The organism is Nitrosopumilus sp. b3 (genome assembly GCF_014078525.1).
In the GTDB taxonomy this organism is placed as follows: Archaea; Thermoproteota; Nitrososphaeria; order Nitrososphaerales; family Nitrosopumilaceae; genus Nitrosopumilus.
On the sequence record NZ_MU078694.1, the window covers coordinates 205,455 to 220,183 of the forward strand.

Genomic DNA, 14,729 nt, shown 5'->3' on the forward strand with positions numbered 1-14,729 from the left:
TACTCTATATTTAGTAAAAACGCAAAATTCCCAATATTGGAATTGCCTAAAATAATCTATTATTGAGAAGCTGCTTTAAGAAATGCTGAAAAAGACTCTTCAGGATATCCTGGTCTACTATTGAATTCTGGATGGAATTGAACCCCTAGATAGAACTTGTGGGAAGGTATTTCTAAAATCTCCATTCTTTTCCCGCCATCACTATCAGCTGAAAATATCAATCCATTTTTTTCAAATTCTGGTATGTATTTACTATTAATTTCGTATCTGTGTCTGTGACGCTTGTTGATAGAATTTGCATTGTAAATTTTATGTGCATTTGTATTTTCTTTAATTTTTACTTCATTTGCCCCTAGTCTTAGGGAACCTCCCATATCTGCAACATCTTTTTGTTCTGGAAGTAAATCTACGATTGGGTTTTTTGCATCTGGTTTGATTTCCGTAGAATTACTATCTTCTAATTTCAGTACATTTCTTCCAAATGCAATTGCTGCTAACTGAAATCCGAAACATATTCCTAGATATGGGATATTTTTTTCACGTGCATAGTCTGCTGTTTTGATTATCCCTTCTGAGCCTCTTGTGCCGAATCCTCCCGGAACTAAAATACCATCAAAATTAGACAAAATACTATAATCAGATATTGATTCAGAGTCTATCCACTTGATGTCTACTGACTTTCCTATTTTTGCACCTGCATGTTTTAGTGCGTGATTTACACTCACATAACTATCTGCAAGTGTTACATACTTTCCAACCATTGCAATCTTTACCTTTTGATCTTCGTGGTTTACCATGCTTTGAGCAATCTCATTCCACTTGTCCCAATTTGCAGATGCATTGACCATACCAACCTTTCCAAATTTTGTAAATATTGAATCCATTATTCCTTGGTCATACAATATCTGTGGAACCTCAAAAATTGAGTTTGCATCATGACAAGATAGAACATCTTTTGGTGTTACATTTGTGAACATCGCAATCTTCTTTTTTGTTTTTTCTTCTAGAGGTAATGTGCATCTAACTGCTAGAAAGTCAGGCTGAATACCTATTCTTCTCAGTTCTTGCACACTATGTTGTGTGGGTTTTGTTTTTTGCTCTCCAACTACATCTAATGATGGAGCTAATGTGACATGAGCAAAAATTACTCCTTGTGGTCCCTCTTCAACTCTTAGTTGTCTGAGTGCCTCTAAAAATGGCAATGATTCAATATCTCCTACTGTGCCGCCACACTCTACAATCAAAAAGTCTAGTTTCTCATCCTCTGCAATCTTTCTGATTCTGTTTTTTATCTCATCTGTAACATGTGGTATGATTTGAACACATGCACCCAGGTATTCTCCTTTTCTTTCTGCCTCAATTACTGATGAATAAACTTGAGCAGTTGTAATGTTGTGACTTTTTGGTATGTCTTGATTTAGAAATCTTTCATAATTTCCAATATCCATATCACATTCTCCTCCATCCTCTGTGACAAAGACTTCGCCGTGAGCTACTGGATTCATTGTACCTGCATCATAATTCAGATAAGGATCTATCTTTATGCAAGAAACTTTTTGGTCAGCTAACTGTAATAATTTTGCAATAGATGAGGTAGTAACGCCTTTTCCAAGACCAGACATCACACCACCTGTAACAAAAATAAACTTTGTCTGCACATTAATGAAACGAGCATCTGGTTTTTGTATGTTTTGACGATCATAATGATTGAAATAATAGATTGATGTATCTCAATTATGAAACTCGCATTTTTTGCCTTGTCTATTTTGTCTGTGTTTATTCTAAGTTCTAGCACGCTTGCATTTGCGGAGACTAACTATGAAATCAAGATTCCTTCAGGTGCATCTGATCCTGGTGCACCGTTCTTCTGGTCTGAAAAAACAACTGGTGAGACCACTGGAATAATCACAATTTATCCAGGTGATTCTGTAACTTGGAAAAATGCTGACACTGCATTTCATACTGTAACGTCTGTTTCTCAATCCGGGGAAGAAAATGGTCTGTTTGATAGTGGTTTTTTCACAGCAGGTGATTCATACACAAGACAATTTGATGAACTAGGCGATTTTTATTATTACTGTAGCCTTCACCCTTGGATGAACGGTGTCGTTCATGTGGTAAAGAATCCTGGAAGTGTTCAATCCATTTCACGTGTTGCCTCTGGATATAGTGATGATGGCTTGGGCTTTGAAGTAAAATACATTTTAGATACTCCTCTTGCAAAAGCAGTTCATATTGATCCTGAAGGAAGTTCTCTAACATTTACTATTCCTGGAGAGACAAAAAATGAACAAATTTCACTTATTTTGCCACCTGAACTAATTGAAAATCCAAACACTGCTTGGGTGGATGGTGAGATGGTCGAAGTCGAAATAGAAGAGACATCTTCTGGCTCAAAATTAATTATCCCGATTAAGCCAAATTCCAAAGAAATCAAAGTAATGGGATCTTATGTTATTCCTGAATTTGGATTTTTGGCAATGGCTGTTTTGTGTGTTGGACTGTTCTCAACTCTGTTCATTGTACGATCAAAATTTTCGTTTATCAGATAATTATACAATCGTACAAAAATTATTCATTTTTTAAACGACTTTAAGAAATTTTTAACGGTTGTTTTTTATTTTTCCTAAGACATACATTATTGATGACTATCTAGTTTGGTGGTCATAACTGAAATAGAGTTCCCCCTCCGTAAAGTTTGAGAACTTGACCACCATATCTTTGACGGAATCGTTATTTTTTTAGAATGGTATTCTTTTTTAGATTTTTTGTAAAAGATGCAATCTTTGATTCTAATTTGTTTTGAGGTGTTTTCTCTATCAATTGTAGATATGCGCTGCCAACAATTACTGCATCTGCCCCTGCACTGATGTATTTTTTTACGTCCTCCGGTGTTGAAACCCCGAATCCTACTCCTATGGGGATTCTTCCCTTTGTTTGTTTTTTGACATCCTTTATTGCTTTTAATGTATAATTTTTAATTCCTGTCTTGATTCCTGTGGTGCCAAATACTGCTACTAGATACAAAAATCCTGTTGAAACTTTGGAGATCTTTTCTATTCTTTTCTTTGAGGTATTTGGAGAGATTAAAAATATTGTATCTGCATTATTTTTTGCAGCATCGATATACTCTTTTGATTCCTCAACTGACATATCTGGAAGGATGAATCCATCAATTCCTGCATTTTTTGCATCTTTGATAAATTTTGAGTATCCTTTGTGATACAAAATATTCGTATATGTCATTAATACTAGTGGAATGTCTGTCTCTTTTCTGATTTTTTTAACTAGGGAAAAAAACTTGTTAATCTTTGTTCCTTTGTCTAATGATATGGTACTTGCATTCTGAATTACGGGGCCATCAGCTAATGGGTCTGAAAATGGAAATCCTAACTCAATAATATCCACACCACCTTTGACTAGGCCTCTAACAGTTGAAATCGTGGCCTTTTCATTTGGAAATCCTGCCATAATGTATGAAATCATGGCTTTTTGATTTTTCCTCTCTAACTCTGCAAATTTTTCTTTAATCTTTGACATTTTTATTCAGATAATTTTGTACTTCTTCTACGTCTTTGTCTCCTCTTCCAGAAAGTGTTACTACAATTGATTCTGATTTCTTTCCTTTCCTTGCTACTTTGATTGCCTCTGCAATTGCATGAGCTGATTCAAGGGCCGGAATGATGCCCTCTGTTCTTGTAAGCATTAGGAATGCATCAATAACTTCAACATCTGTTGCTGAATGATATTTCACTCTCTTTGAATCCTTATAGTATGAATGCTCAGGACCAACACCTGGATAGTCTAACCCTGCTGAAATACTGTGTGTTTCAGTAATTTGTCCTTCGTCATCTTGAAGAAGATATGTCATCATCCCATGTAGAACTCCTTTGGATCCCGCAGAAAGTGTTGCAGAATGCATCTTTGATTTTAATCCTTGACCTGCAGCCTCTACTCCGATAATTTCTGCATTAGTGTCCACTAGTGGATAAAATGTGCCTATTGCATTAGAGCCTCCTCCAACACACGCAATTACACTATCTGGTGCTTTGTTGTTTATTTTTTTCATTTGTACTTTGATCTCTTCCCCTATCACACTTTGAAAATCCCTTACCATAACCGGATAAGGATGTGGGCCAACAGCTGAGCCAAGAAGATAGTATGTCGTCTCTACATTTGTAATCCAATCTCTAATTGCCTCATTAATTGCATCCTTGAGTGTCTTTGAACCTGACTTTACAGGATGCACCTTTGCCCCAAGTAAATCCATTCTAAAGACATTTAGCTTTTGCCTAATCGTATCTTTGTATCCCATGTAGACTTCGGCTTTCATACCAAGAGCTGCGCATGCCATTGCTGTTGCAACTCCGTGTTGTCCTGCCCCTGTTTCTGCAATGATTCTTTTTTTGTTCATTTTTTTTGCCAATAATGCTTGTCCCAATGTATTGTTGATTTTGTGGGCTCCTCCATGTAGTAGGTCTTCTCGCTTTAGATAGATTTTAGCACCACCTAGTTTCTCTGATAAATTCTTTGCATAGTATAATGGGGTAGGTCGTCCTGCATACACTTTAAGATAATAGTCTAATTCTTTTTTGAAATTTTTATCATTTTTGAACTTTAGATAGTTCTCTTCTAATTCTTCAATGGCAGGAACAAGTGTTTCGGGAATGTATTTTCCACCAAACTCTCCAAATCTGCCATTTTTAGGATATTTCAATATGCATTCACCAATTTTTTTACCTGTTCTTGAATGTTATCGCTTTTCATTATGCTAGAGCCAATCAGAAATGCATCTGCACCAATTTTTCTTAGATAATTGATATCATCTGGAGTCTCAATTCCGCTCTCTGATAGAATTATTCTTGATTTATCATGCCCTTCTAGTACTCTTTCAGTTGTTTTCAGATCAATTTCCAGTGTATCTAGATTCCTGTTATTGATTCCAATGATATCTGCCTCTGTATTTAGGGCATTTTCAAATTCCTCTTTTGTGTGAACCTCCAGTAGAATTTCCAGTCCTTGTTTGTGCCCGTAACTGATAAAATCATCAATGTCTTTGAGGAATTTTTGATCAAATAGAGACTGAATTACAAGCATATAGTCCGCCCCTATCTTCTTTGCCGCATCAATCTGAACCTTGTCAATCATGATATCTTTCATCAATAGCGGGACATCCACTGTTTGCCTTACCTTCATAAAAAATTCCGGTGACCCATTAAACAGATGTGGCTGTGTCAAAATTGATAATGCCTTTGCACCTCCTGCAATCATTTTATTTGCAATGCTTACAGGATCTGATGTTGTCCTAATCTTCCCAAGTGAGGGCGATGCAAATTTTATCTCTGTTAAAAGTGTCGCATGCTGATTTGTCTTAATTATTTGTACAAAGTCTTTATTTGATTTTTGCAAATCTGCATCAATATCATACGTTCCATCATCTATTGCCATTTGTGAATTGTTTACAAGTTTTCTGAGAATATTTTCTGCCATTATATCATCTCCTTTAATTTTGAAATATCTCCTGTATCTTTAACAAATTTCTCTAATAGTGAAAATGCTTTCCCATCTTTAATTGTGTTTAATGCAATCTCTACTCCTTCCTCAAAATTATCTGCAATGTTTGCAACAATTAATCCTCCTGCAGCATTAAGTGCTGTTGTCTCAATCATGGCTTGATTTGCAGTATTATTTAGAACTCCTACAAATGATTTTAATGCATCACCTCTAGTTTTAATTTGAATATCTTTCAGTTTTGATTTATGCAGTCCTATCACTTCAGGATCAATTGCATTCATCAGCACTTTGTCATCCCTCAAAATGCATACGCGATTTACTGCACTTGTGGAAAATTCATCCATCCCATCATCTGAGCGTACTGTCATAATGTTTTCAGCACCTTTTCTTTTTAGAATTACAGGTAATCTATCAAGAAACTCTGTTGAAAAAACTCCTACGAGTTGATTTTTTACTCCAGCCGGATTTGAGAGTGGACCTAGCAAATTAAATGCGGTTCTTTTTCCTAACTGTTTTCTTGCATTTGAGACATGTTTCATTGCAGGGTGAAATTTTTGTGCAAACATAAAGCAGATGTTATGCTTTAGCAAAATCTCTGAAATTTGTGCAGGCTCTAGACTCAAATCATACCCAAAATACTCAAAAATATCTGCACTGCCTGAAACTCCTGAACTTGAACGATTCCCATGCTTTGCAACAATTCCACCTGCAGCTGCTACTACAAATGACGCTGTAGTTGAGACATTGAATGTTTGAAGCTTGTCTCCTCCAGTTCCGCACATATCAATAATGGTTCCTTTGTTTTTTGTATCTACTTTGAGTGAGTACTCTTGCATTTTGTCTAACATAGCTAATAACTCATCATCAGTCTCTCCTTTTTGTGCAAGATTTGATAGAAAGTCCATGTTCTGCTCATCATTTGTTTTTCCTGATAGTATTTCCGTCATGATTGTGTTCATTTCCTCATAATTCAGATCTGTCTTTTGCTGCAGTTTTGCTATAATCTCTGAGATCATTTCCTTTCTCCTGATTTTGGCTTTCTCTTTATTTCTTCAATAACTGTATCTAAGAAATCTTGTGTGTCTTTGGGAATATTTTCAAACTCTTTTTCTGAAAAGCTTTCATAAAATACCCAGTCATCAAACTTTTTCATATAATTTTCAAAATCAAATGGGATGTTGTTTTCTTTGGAGGAGTCCTCTATTCCCTTTCCAACAGAATAAACAAAGATCAAAGCTTCTTTAGGATTTTCTTTTAGATATTCACCGACAGTGTAAGGCTTTGGATTATCAGAAATTACCCTTTTGTATAGAATTGTTTTTTCAATATTTTGCATTGTAGACTCTATTGTAAATGTCAAAAAATTATCTAGTCCCTCAACCTCTTTTTTTAATTCAAATGAATCTAACTTTGTATTTTTTTTAACGCACTGCTCTACTAGCATATGAATAAAATCATCTGGGATGTTTTCATCTGAATAGTATTTTGTAAATCCATACACTGAAACAAGTTTTTCTCTGTCAGAAAGTAATTCTGTCATGATATTCCTCCTGGCTCATTTTGAGCCTGACTTTCTCTCCTTTACCTGATTTATGAAATTCTCCAGGATCTTTTTTCCATCCTCAGTCATTATGGATTCGGGATGAAATTGGACGCCTTGAATGAGATATTTTTTATGGCTGATTCCCATCACTTCTCCATCATCATTAGCTGTTGCTGTAACTTGTAAAGTATCTGGAATTATTGTTTTATCTCCAACTAAACTATGATATCTTGTTGCTCTAAATGGATTCTTTACATTTTGGAATAACTCTGAATTTGTATGCTTTACCGGACTTGTCTTTCCATGTCGAACACATCCTGCATTAGTTACTTTGCCCCCAAAAGCATGAATAATTCCTTGGTGTCCTAGACATACTCCTAGAATTGGTGTTGTAGGTCCAATCTCTTTGATTACATCTGAGCAAATTCCAAAATATTTTTTATCCTCAGGAGTTCCAGGCCCTGGAGAAATTATTATTCCATCATAGTTGTTTTGTTTTATCTGCTCCAAAGTAATTTTGTCGTTTCTAATTACAGTGCTTTCTACTCCCAACTCTCCTAGGTACTGTGCAATATTGTACACAAATGAATCATAATTGTCAATAATTAGAAATTTCATTTAGATGCCTCCTTTAACGCTTGCAGCATCGCTCCAGCTTTGTGTTCTGTTTCTTTGAATTCATTTTCTGCAATTGAATCTGAAACAATCCCTGCACCAGATTGGACGAATCCGTCATCATCGTCAATGAATATGCTTCTAATTGCAATTGCAAAATCACAGCAGCCATTGTATGAGAAATATCCTATAGCACCAGCATATGGTCCTCTGGCTTCTGTCTCTAATTCATCAATAATCTGCATTGCACGAACCTTGGGAGCTCCTGACACTGTCCCTGCAGGAAAAACTGCCTGAAACGCATCAAACATGTCGTTTTCAGGCGCTAAATTCCCAACTACGTGACTTACAATGTGCTGTACATGACTGAATCGTTTTATTTGCATTAATGATTCTGGATGAACACTTCCATACTTGCAAACTCTGCCTATATCATTTCTACCTAAATCAACTAGCATGGTATGCTCTGCCAATTCTTTTTCATCATGAATCAATTCTTCTGCTAATCGTTTGTTTTCTTCATCATCATCAGTAATTTTTCTTGTTCCTGCTATTGGGAACGTTTCTACTTTATCATTTGTAATTCGAACTAACATTTCAGGTGATGCGCCAATTATTGTTTTTGTTCCTTGTTTTAAATGATACATGTATGGTGAAGGATTTAGATTTCGTAAAGTTTTGTATAGTGTTAAATTGTCTCCTTTATTCTTAAATGCAAATTTCCTAGATAGAACTACCTGAAATATGTCCCCATCATGAATGTATTTTTTTGCCTTGTTGACAATCTCTGAAAACTTTGCCTTGTCCATATTGGGTGTAACTTCACTTGAATGAAATTCACCAAACGTATCATCATTCATAATTAATTTATCAAATCTGTTTTCATCATGATAAAAATAGAATAATTTCTTGTGTACATTATCATAGAGTATACCATCATCATAAATTCCAAACTCCATTAGTGGTTGTTTTGAGTTGTGTGAATCTGCAATGTCTTCCACTAATCTTATTGCATCATAGTTTACCACCCCTACTGCTCCGCCTAAATAACGATAACTTTGATCATCTGATTTTCCTAAGAGTTTTTTTAGCTCTGAGAATGGATCCGTAGTCTTAATGGTTTTGGTATTGTCATCTGAAGTTATTTCTACCTTGTCTGAATACCCTTTGAGGATAATTTTAGGATCAAATCCCATCACTGATGTTTCAGCTAAAACTTCTGGCCCTGTCAATGACTCAAAGAGAAATGAATGTGAATAGTTTCTTGAAATTTTATTGTAAATTTGAAATTGGTTTTCAGATAAATCTAGGGGTATTACTTTTGCTTGAGCATTTCCAAAGGTGTCCACCCATAAACAAAATCTCAGTTCTTTATTATTTAAATTGATGAGTGGGTTTTGATGTCGTAATTTTTGTTTAAAATTATTCATTTCTCAGGCATGATTACATTACCGTATGGTACGGTACCTTTATATCATATTTGATCGTATCAAAATTACCATGCAGGGGGTAAATCAGACTATGATGCAAAATGTGCAAAGTCTATCAAAATCACAAACATCTGTCTCTAAAATAGAGTGTTATGTATGTGGTAAGGGATTAGAAGATGGTCATTGCATTACTGCCAAGACGTTGCCTAATGGAACAGTTCTATTTTGTGATGTTCACTATTCTTTACAGTAGGCGACAGTAATTTATTTTATGTTCTATTTTTTCAAAAATTTAATCAACACTTTTTTTGGAAACCATATTTCCAAATGTTATCAATATCTTACATGATTCGTGGTATCTTGTATCGATGATCATATTACAATTTGTGCAACTGCGCAAGGATGGTCTTCTACAAAAGATGCATACCGATATTGGAACAAGCGCTCCATCACACCTGTTGCAAGCATAAAAAATGCTCTTTGAGAGAATAACGTCATCCTTTGAATTTATGGACTGGTACTGAGAAATGTTGGGGATGGGTTTCTCATCCCTGTAACGATTTTTGATAACACTTGTTTCTCTCAAAGAACGCATGTATTTGTTTGGTAAATTTTGTTATATGACAATTACCTTCGTGTTGTGGCATGCCATATACTATATAACATTGGTTTCCGATATTGGAATGGTATCATTGGAATGTTTTTCTGACTTTGAGTGATTTTTCCTTTCCACTATCCCAAGATAATTTTATTGAATCAACATTTCCCGATGAAATTTCTGTCCAAAAGTCAGCGCATTGTTTTGATAATAGTTTTTTTGGCAATACGATTAAAGATTTTTCAGAATTTGATTGGAACAATATTTTATTTTTTGATTTTTCCTCATCATTGCAAACATGATATTTTAAAAGATGGTATTTTTCCCCAATTGCCTTGTTATATGTCAGTTCAAACGACATGTTATTGTTTTGAGAAACTTTGATGATTGATGGATTAAAGTAAAGTTCAGAATTTGAATCTTTGAATAATTGTATGCAACTATCTACAATTCTGTTATTTTTGTACCTCTCTTTGTACATAACTTCTCCAAGTTTGATATAGTTGGACAGATGATTTTTGCATCTAATTTCAGTAATGGTGGGCTTTTCCCCAAATGCTTCAGCCAAAAGATTTGGCATGATGATAGATGAAATTAACATTAATCCTAAAACAATGCCTTTACCCTTCAAACAAGCCAACCCAAAAACCTGCAAAATTATTGTTATTTATCCAAAGATTTTGGACTGTGGCGTGCCTAGATCCACCAGTTTGGTAATCATACTTGGATGCGGCCCTAATTTGAACTATTTATTTTTCCATGTATTAGTAAAGTCAAAAATCTATTTGTCTATAGCGGAATTACTGTGGCGTGCCTTTTTTTGAATAAATTAGTGATGTTTAAATTAATATCAAATTGATCCTGGCTAGTTAATCTCTTGAAAATCTCCTTGCTAATAATTGCAGTAATGTTTGCAATATCGCTTACTTTCACAATAACGGGAATGGTTTCATTTGATTTAACAGTACAGGAAAGCAAGGAATTGTTGGGTTCAAGAAATGAAGGATTTGCATTTAATCTAATTCAAAATTTAGACAGACACATAGAAAACAGGCTAATAGATTTTCAGGAATTAACAAAGACTGAATTAATTCGAACCACTCTGACTGAATCAAATAAAGAATTTGAAAGAATTGAAAATATCAAAGCATACTTGCAACTAAAGGAGCAAGAAATAGAGTTTACGGAAAATAATCCTTTCATTGGAGGCATTTCCGATGTCGCATTGACAAGAGATCTCTTAGAAACTATTGAATTCTATCAAGATGAATATGGTTATGAGGTTGTAGAAGAACTATTTGTTACAAATGCATATGGGGCAAATGTTGCACTAGCAACTGGGACATCAGATTACTCTCAAAGTGATGAAGAATGGTGGCAGCAAACAAAAGAGACAGGAAAATATGTCGGGGAAATTAAGTTTGATGAAAACTATCAAAATTATTCCATAGAATTTGCATACAGTATATTTGATGATGATGAAAATTTCATTGGAATTTTAAAACTTTTAGTGACACTTGATGTATTGCTAAATGATTTTGTTCAAGAAACTGATCTTCTCACAATTTCTGGCAGGGATGTTTTGCTATTAAATAATGACGGCACACAAATTTTTGCAAATCAAGAAATCTCATTGAATAACTCTCCTGTGTTCTTTTTCCCAACCATACAAAAGGGAAATGATGTTGGATTTTTTGAATTAGATGACGAGATAGATGACTTTCGTTTGATCTCTTATGCACAATCAACTGGGTATAGAACTTTTGAGGGATTTGGCTGGTTTGTTGTAATTGAGCAAAACAGCTCATCAATTGTAAATGAATTTGTAGGATTACGCAATTCCATAATTGGCGTATCAATTTTAGGCATGATTGCATCAATTATTGGTGGATTTTTAATATCAAGCAATGTCTCCTCTCCTTTAAAGCAACTGGCAATTATTGCTGACTCTATTTCAAAAGGTGATTTTAAAATTAAAACCAAATCTTCGAAAATTGATGAAATCAACACCATTGGAAAATCATTTGATGACATGGCAAAAAATTTACAAAAATTAATTAAAACTGAAAAAGAGTTGGCCGAAGCAAATGTCCGAATAAAAAATGAGAGACTGGCAGCAATTGGAGAAGTTTCAGCAAGTATGGCCCATAACATAAAAAACCCGTTGGCAACTGTTAAAAGTTCAGCTGAAATTTTACAAAAAAACTCCGAGCATGATGATGAATTAAATGGTGTCATTGAACGAATGAACCGCTCAATTGATACTATATCGCATCAAATTAATGATGTCCTAAACTATGTGCGAGTTACTCCATTAGATGTAAAATTAATCTCAATCACTGAATTGATGCAATCTGCAAAAAATTCTATTGAGATTCCTGAAAATATTTCATTTGAGATTTCGCAATCAGATCTTAAAATAAACGCTGATGTTGAAAAATTAGAGATTGTTTTAATCAACATATTCTTAAATGCAATTCAGGCTATAGGAAAAGATCCTGGCAGTATATCCTGTACTGTCGAACAAAAAAATTCAACTGCTATTATTAAAATTCAAAATTCTGGACCTGATATTCCTGAAGATGTCTTGTCTCACATATTTCAGCCTCTTGTTACCTCAAAGCAAAAGGGAACTGGTTTGGGTTTATCCACATGTAAAAACATCATTGAGCAGCATAAGGGTACTATTACTGTTCAAAACAATCCAACCTGCTTTATCATTACACTTCCCTTATCCTCGAATTAATCTATGAATGATTTTTCCGAAAGTTTTATCATGCTGATTTTTAAGTCTGATATGTGTCTCAGAAAAAAACCATACTGCTTGTAGATGATGATATTGATCTGTTAGAAAATACATCCTACATGGTAAAGAGTATGGGGTATGATGTCGTCACGGCTGAAGATGGTCTTGATGCAGTATCAAAATACAAAGACATTTCTCCAAACTTGACTATTATGGACATAAAGATGCCTAAAATGGATGGTTTTGATGCATTTTTTAAAATAAAACAGTTTGATTCTAATGCAAACGTTGTATTAATCACTGCCTTTTCTATGGATGAAAAAAAACACTTGAAGGCAAAAAGCATGTCTCTACTGGGAACAATCCATAAGCCATATTCGTTTGAGCAGCTTGAAGAAATTGTTCTCAAATATACATAATTAATGGACTCTATTTTTAGCATTAGACTTTTTCTAATTTTTTTAATCTGCTAAATCTGGTATTATAGAATTTAATGGCTTCATTGACAAACTCGTAATACCATTTTGCTATGTTTTTATCTTCCTGAATAATTTTCTTCCATTGCTTTATCTCCAGTGATGAATGCTTTGATGATGCTCTAAATCTAGCAGGTACAAGCAAATTAGTGTAAAACCAAAATGATATTTGGTTTGCCAAGTCCTCTTCATCTATCTGTTCAAAATTATTTTGATATTTTACATTCAAGTATGTCATTAATTCATAAACAGGAAAATTTGAAATCTTTGCAATTTGGATATTGTCCATAAATAACCCTGCAGCCAAATTCTTTAGTCTGTAAACCTCGTTACCTATGTTTGATTTTAGATATTCCCATTTACCAAAAACCATTGGAAGAACATCTGAATATTTTTCAGCAATTTTATCAATTTGCTTGTCTGTCAAATCTAAAACATCTAAACAATATAAAATTCCGTGTAGAGATAATCTGTATTGATCTGCCGGTGCCTTGACATGACTCTTTCCGTCTTTTACTACTAAACCTGATTCTAATAATCCGATTGTGTGTTTTCCTCTTGCCATTCTTCCAAGAAGAAGTCTCCTGTATTCTTTTTCCTTTGTTCTGATTCCACTTGAATCATCCAGATGTGTTTTTGCTATCCCCCATGTTGTAAGTGTGCCATTTAGTCCAAGTATTTCTAACATTCTTTGTACATTTTCATGATGCTTTGTGCCCTGCTTTTTTCTAAAAGAGTAAGCTCCAAACAATCTTTGGGCCGTAGGTCTAGTGTACATTTTGTATGCATGTAGATTGCCATAGATTGTTCCCTGTTCATTAGAAGGCATGCCACAAGTTGTTGGGCATAGTCAAATAATAACTATTCTCAAATCATTTAACATGCAAAGTCTAACTTTGAAACCCGGGCAATCTGAGCCTATAACAAGTCTGGTAGAAACACCAGTAAAAGAAAGAGAAAAAATTCGACCTGAAATATTGTCCCTGCAAAACACATCTGCAATGGATGTGATGGGATTATCATGGATATTTGTAGAGGATGACTATAGTTGATCCGAGAACTGATTTCTGCCATTTCGAAAAATATGAAAAAAGATAATTCGATTAAATTTGATTCGGAAATACTGGAATCATTCAAGTAAATGATGTGACTATTTCATAACTCTTAATATCAAAAAGATTTTCTCTTTATTATCAAGTTGTGTCTATAGTAATAAAAATATCCGTCTCAAATTGTAGTAATTGTGATGTCATCAAATAATTCTTCAGCTCTTTTGATAATTTTTTTGTCATCTGCATTTGGTTCTGCTGATATTAGTACTAAATTATCTCCTATTGGAACACTAATGATTAGTTGCTTTGTTCTTCTAGATGCGATATAGTCAATTGGCCCTAGTACATCATCTAACTCTTTTCTCATTTTAAAATCCAATTGCATCTGCATGTATGTCATGGAAATTTTTTCTTCTTCTATGAGTGGAGTTTTTCCTTTTTTGAATCCACCTGCTACTAATCTTCCAAGCTCATTAATGACTCCCACATGTCTTACATTTTCATCCTTTGATAACTCATCACATGCGTTATCTAATTTTTTGATGTCCTCAGGTGATAATAATGCCATAATGATATGCATTTCCTACTCTAATTTTAGGATTATTCATCATCGTCACCATTGAAGAGTTTCCTCCTTTTCTTACGAACCATTGCCCCATACTCTTTTTGGATTTTCAAAATTTTTCCTGAACCAATCAAATACTATCTTACAATTCTGAATACAGTGATTTGAAAATTGATTTTTTGCTATAAGA

The 14,729-nt window shown here is 34.3% G+C and carries 17 protein-coding genes; 6 read left to right on the top strand and 11 right to left on the bottom strand.

Going from position 1 to position 14,729, the window contains the following annotated elements; genetic code table 11:
- Positions 1 to 59 precede the first annotated feature (59 nt).
- Positions 60 to 1,658: a glutamine hydrolyzing CTP synthase gene (gene pyrG, locus C6990_RS03125; RefSeq protein ID WP_182128291.1), complete on the bottom strand. Its 1,599-nt coding sequence runs from the start codon at positions 1,656 to 1,658 to the stop codon at positions 60 to 62.
- A 78-nt stretch (positions 1,659 to 1,736) separates the two neighbouring features.
- On the opposite strand from pyrG, the gene C6990_RS03130 reads away from it, so the two are divergent.
- Positions 1,737 to 2,552 (top strand): cupredoxin domain-containing protein, encoded by an 816-nt coding sequence (locus tag C6990_RS03130; RefSeq protein ID WP_182128292.1) that lies wholly within the window; start codon positions 1,737 to 1,739, stop codon positions 2,550 to 2,552.
- Positions 2,553 to 2,733: 181 nt separating this feature from the next.
- On the opposite strand, the gene trpA is transcribed toward C6990_RS03130, so the two are convergent.
- Genes trpA through C6990_RS03165 form a run of 7 tightly spaced genes read right to left on the bottom strand, consistent with a single transcriptional unit; the run spans position 2,734 to position 9,021 of the window.
- A complete protein-coding gene (trpA, locus tag C6990_RS03135; RefSeq protein ID WP_182128293.1) occupies positions 2,734 to 3,540 on the bottom strand; it encodes a tryptophan synthase subunit alpha in 807 nt (268 codons plus the stop codon).
- Positions 3,527 to 4,717 (bottom strand): tryptophan synthase subunit beta, encoded by a 1,191-nt coding sequence (gene trpB / locus C6990_RS03140; RefSeq protein WP_182128294.1) that lies wholly within the window; start codon positions 4,715 to 4,717, stop codon positions 3,527 to 3,529. Before trpB ends, trpA begins: the two co-directional genes overlap by 14 nt.
- Entirely contained in the window at positions 4,714 to 5,490 is a 777-nt protein-coding gene (locus tag C6990_RS03145; protein WP_182128296.1) for an indole-3-glycerol phosphate synthase TrpC, read from the bottom strand. Before C6990_RS03145 ends, trpB begins: the two co-directional genes overlap by 4 nt.
- Positions 5,490 to 6,530, bottom strand: coding sequence for an anthranilate phosphoribosyltransferase (trpD, locus tag C6990_RS03150; RefSeq protein ID WP_182128298.1), 1,041 nt, complete (start codon positions 6,528 to 6,530; stop codon positions 5,490 to 5,492). Before trpD ends, C6990_RS03145 begins: the two co-directional genes overlap by 1 nt.
- Complete coding sequence (locus C6990_RS03155) at positions 6,527 to 7,054, bottom strand: hypothetical protein (protein WP_182128300.1); 528 nt, start codon at positions 7,052 to 7,054, stop codon at positions 6,527 to 6,529. The genes trpD and C6990_RS03155 overlap by 4 nt, the downstream gene beginning before the upstream one ends.
- A gap of 15 nt (positions 7,055 to 7,069) precedes the next feature.
- Entirely contained in the window at positions 7,070 to 7,675 is a 606-nt protein-coding gene (locus C6990_RS03160) for an anthranilate synthase component II (RefSeq protein ID WP_182128302.1), read from the bottom strand.
- Positions 7,672 to 9,021, bottom strand: coding sequence for an anthranilate synthase component I family protein (locus C6990_RS03165; RefSeq protein ID WP_182128304.1), 1,350 nt, complete (start codon positions 9,019 to 9,021; stop codon positions 7,672 to 7,674). The genes C6990_RS03160 and C6990_RS03165 overlap by 4 nt, the downstream gene beginning before the upstream one ends.
- Positions 9,022 to 9,172: 151 nt before the next feature.
- Between C6990_RS03165 and C6990_RS03170 the strand changes: the two genes are divergently transcribed.
- Both C6990_RS03170 and C6990_RS10965 read left to right on the top strand, forming a co-directional pair.
- On the top strand, positions 9,173 to 9,355 hold the full coding sequence (locus tag C6990_RS03170; protein ID WP_182128306.1) for a hypothetical protein: 183 nt from the start codon (positions 9,173 to 9,175) through the stop codon (positions 9,353 to 9,355).
- Between the two features lie 99 nt (positions 9,356 to 9,454).
- The gene (locus C6990_RS10965) at positions 9,455 to 9,586 is read left to right on the top strand and encodes a hypothetical protein (RefSeq protein WP_255465152.1); all 132 of its coding nucleotides are present in this window, start codon (positions 9,455 to 9,457) and stop codon (positions 9,584 to 9,586) included.
- 205 nt (positions 9,587 to 9,791) lie between these two features.
- On the opposite strand, the gene C6990_RS03175 is transcribed toward C6990_RS10965, so the two are convergent.
- Positions 9,792 to 10,340 (bottom strand): hypothetical protein, encoded by a 549-nt coding sequence (locus tag C6990_RS03175; protein ID WP_182128308.1) that lies wholly within the window; start codon positions 10,338 to 10,340, stop codon positions 9,792 to 9,794.
- Between the two features lie 249 nt (positions 10,341 to 10,589).
- Here C6990_RS03175 and C6990_RS03180 point away from each other — a divergent pair, with 249 nt between their 5' ends.
- The gene (locus tag C6990_RS03180) at positions 10,590 to 12,446 is read left to right on the top strand and encodes a sensor histidine kinase (RefSeq protein WP_255465153.1); all 1,857 of its coding nucleotides are present in this window, start codon (positions 10,590 to 10,592) and stop codon (positions 12,444 to 12,446) included.
- 53 nt (positions 12,447 to 12,499) lie between these two features.
- Positions 12,500 to 12,865 carry a response regulator gene (locus C6990_RS03185; protein ID WP_182128310.1) on the top strand — a complete coding sequence of 122 codons (366 nt, stop codon included), beginning with the start codon at positions 12,500 to 12,502 and terminating at the stop codon, positions 12,863 to 12,865.
- A 22-nt stretch (positions 12,866 to 12,887) separates the two neighbouring features.
- On the opposite strand, the gene C6990_RS03190 is transcribed toward C6990_RS03185, so the two are convergent.
- Positions 12,888 to 13,751, bottom strand: a complete 864-nt coding sequence (locus C6990_RS03190) for a hypothetical protein (RefSeq protein WP_182128312.1) — start codon at positions 13,749 to 13,751, stop codon at positions 12,888 to 12,890.
- Here C6990_RS03190 and C6990_RS03195 point away from each other — a divergent pair.
- The gene (locus C6990_RS03195) at positions 13,750 to 13,974 is read left to right on the top strand and encodes a hypothetical protein (RefSeq protein WP_182129124.1); all 225 of its coding nucleotides are present in this window, start codon (positions 13,750 to 13,752) and stop codon (positions 13,972 to 13,974) included. The genes C6990_RS03190 and C6990_RS03195 overlap by 2 nt on opposite strands.
- A 175-nt stretch (positions 13,975 to 14,149) precedes the next feature.
- Here the strand turns inward: C6990_RS03195 and C6990_RS03200 are convergent, their stop codons facing one another.
- Positions 14,150 to 14,542 carry a DUF6659 family protein gene (locus tag C6990_RS03200; RefSeq protein WP_182128314.1) on the bottom strand — a complete coding sequence of 131 codons (393 nt, stop codon included), beginning with the start codon at positions 14,540 to 14,542 and terminating at the stop codon, positions 14,150 to 14,152.
- Positions 14,543 to 14,729 lie beyond the last annotated feature (187 nt).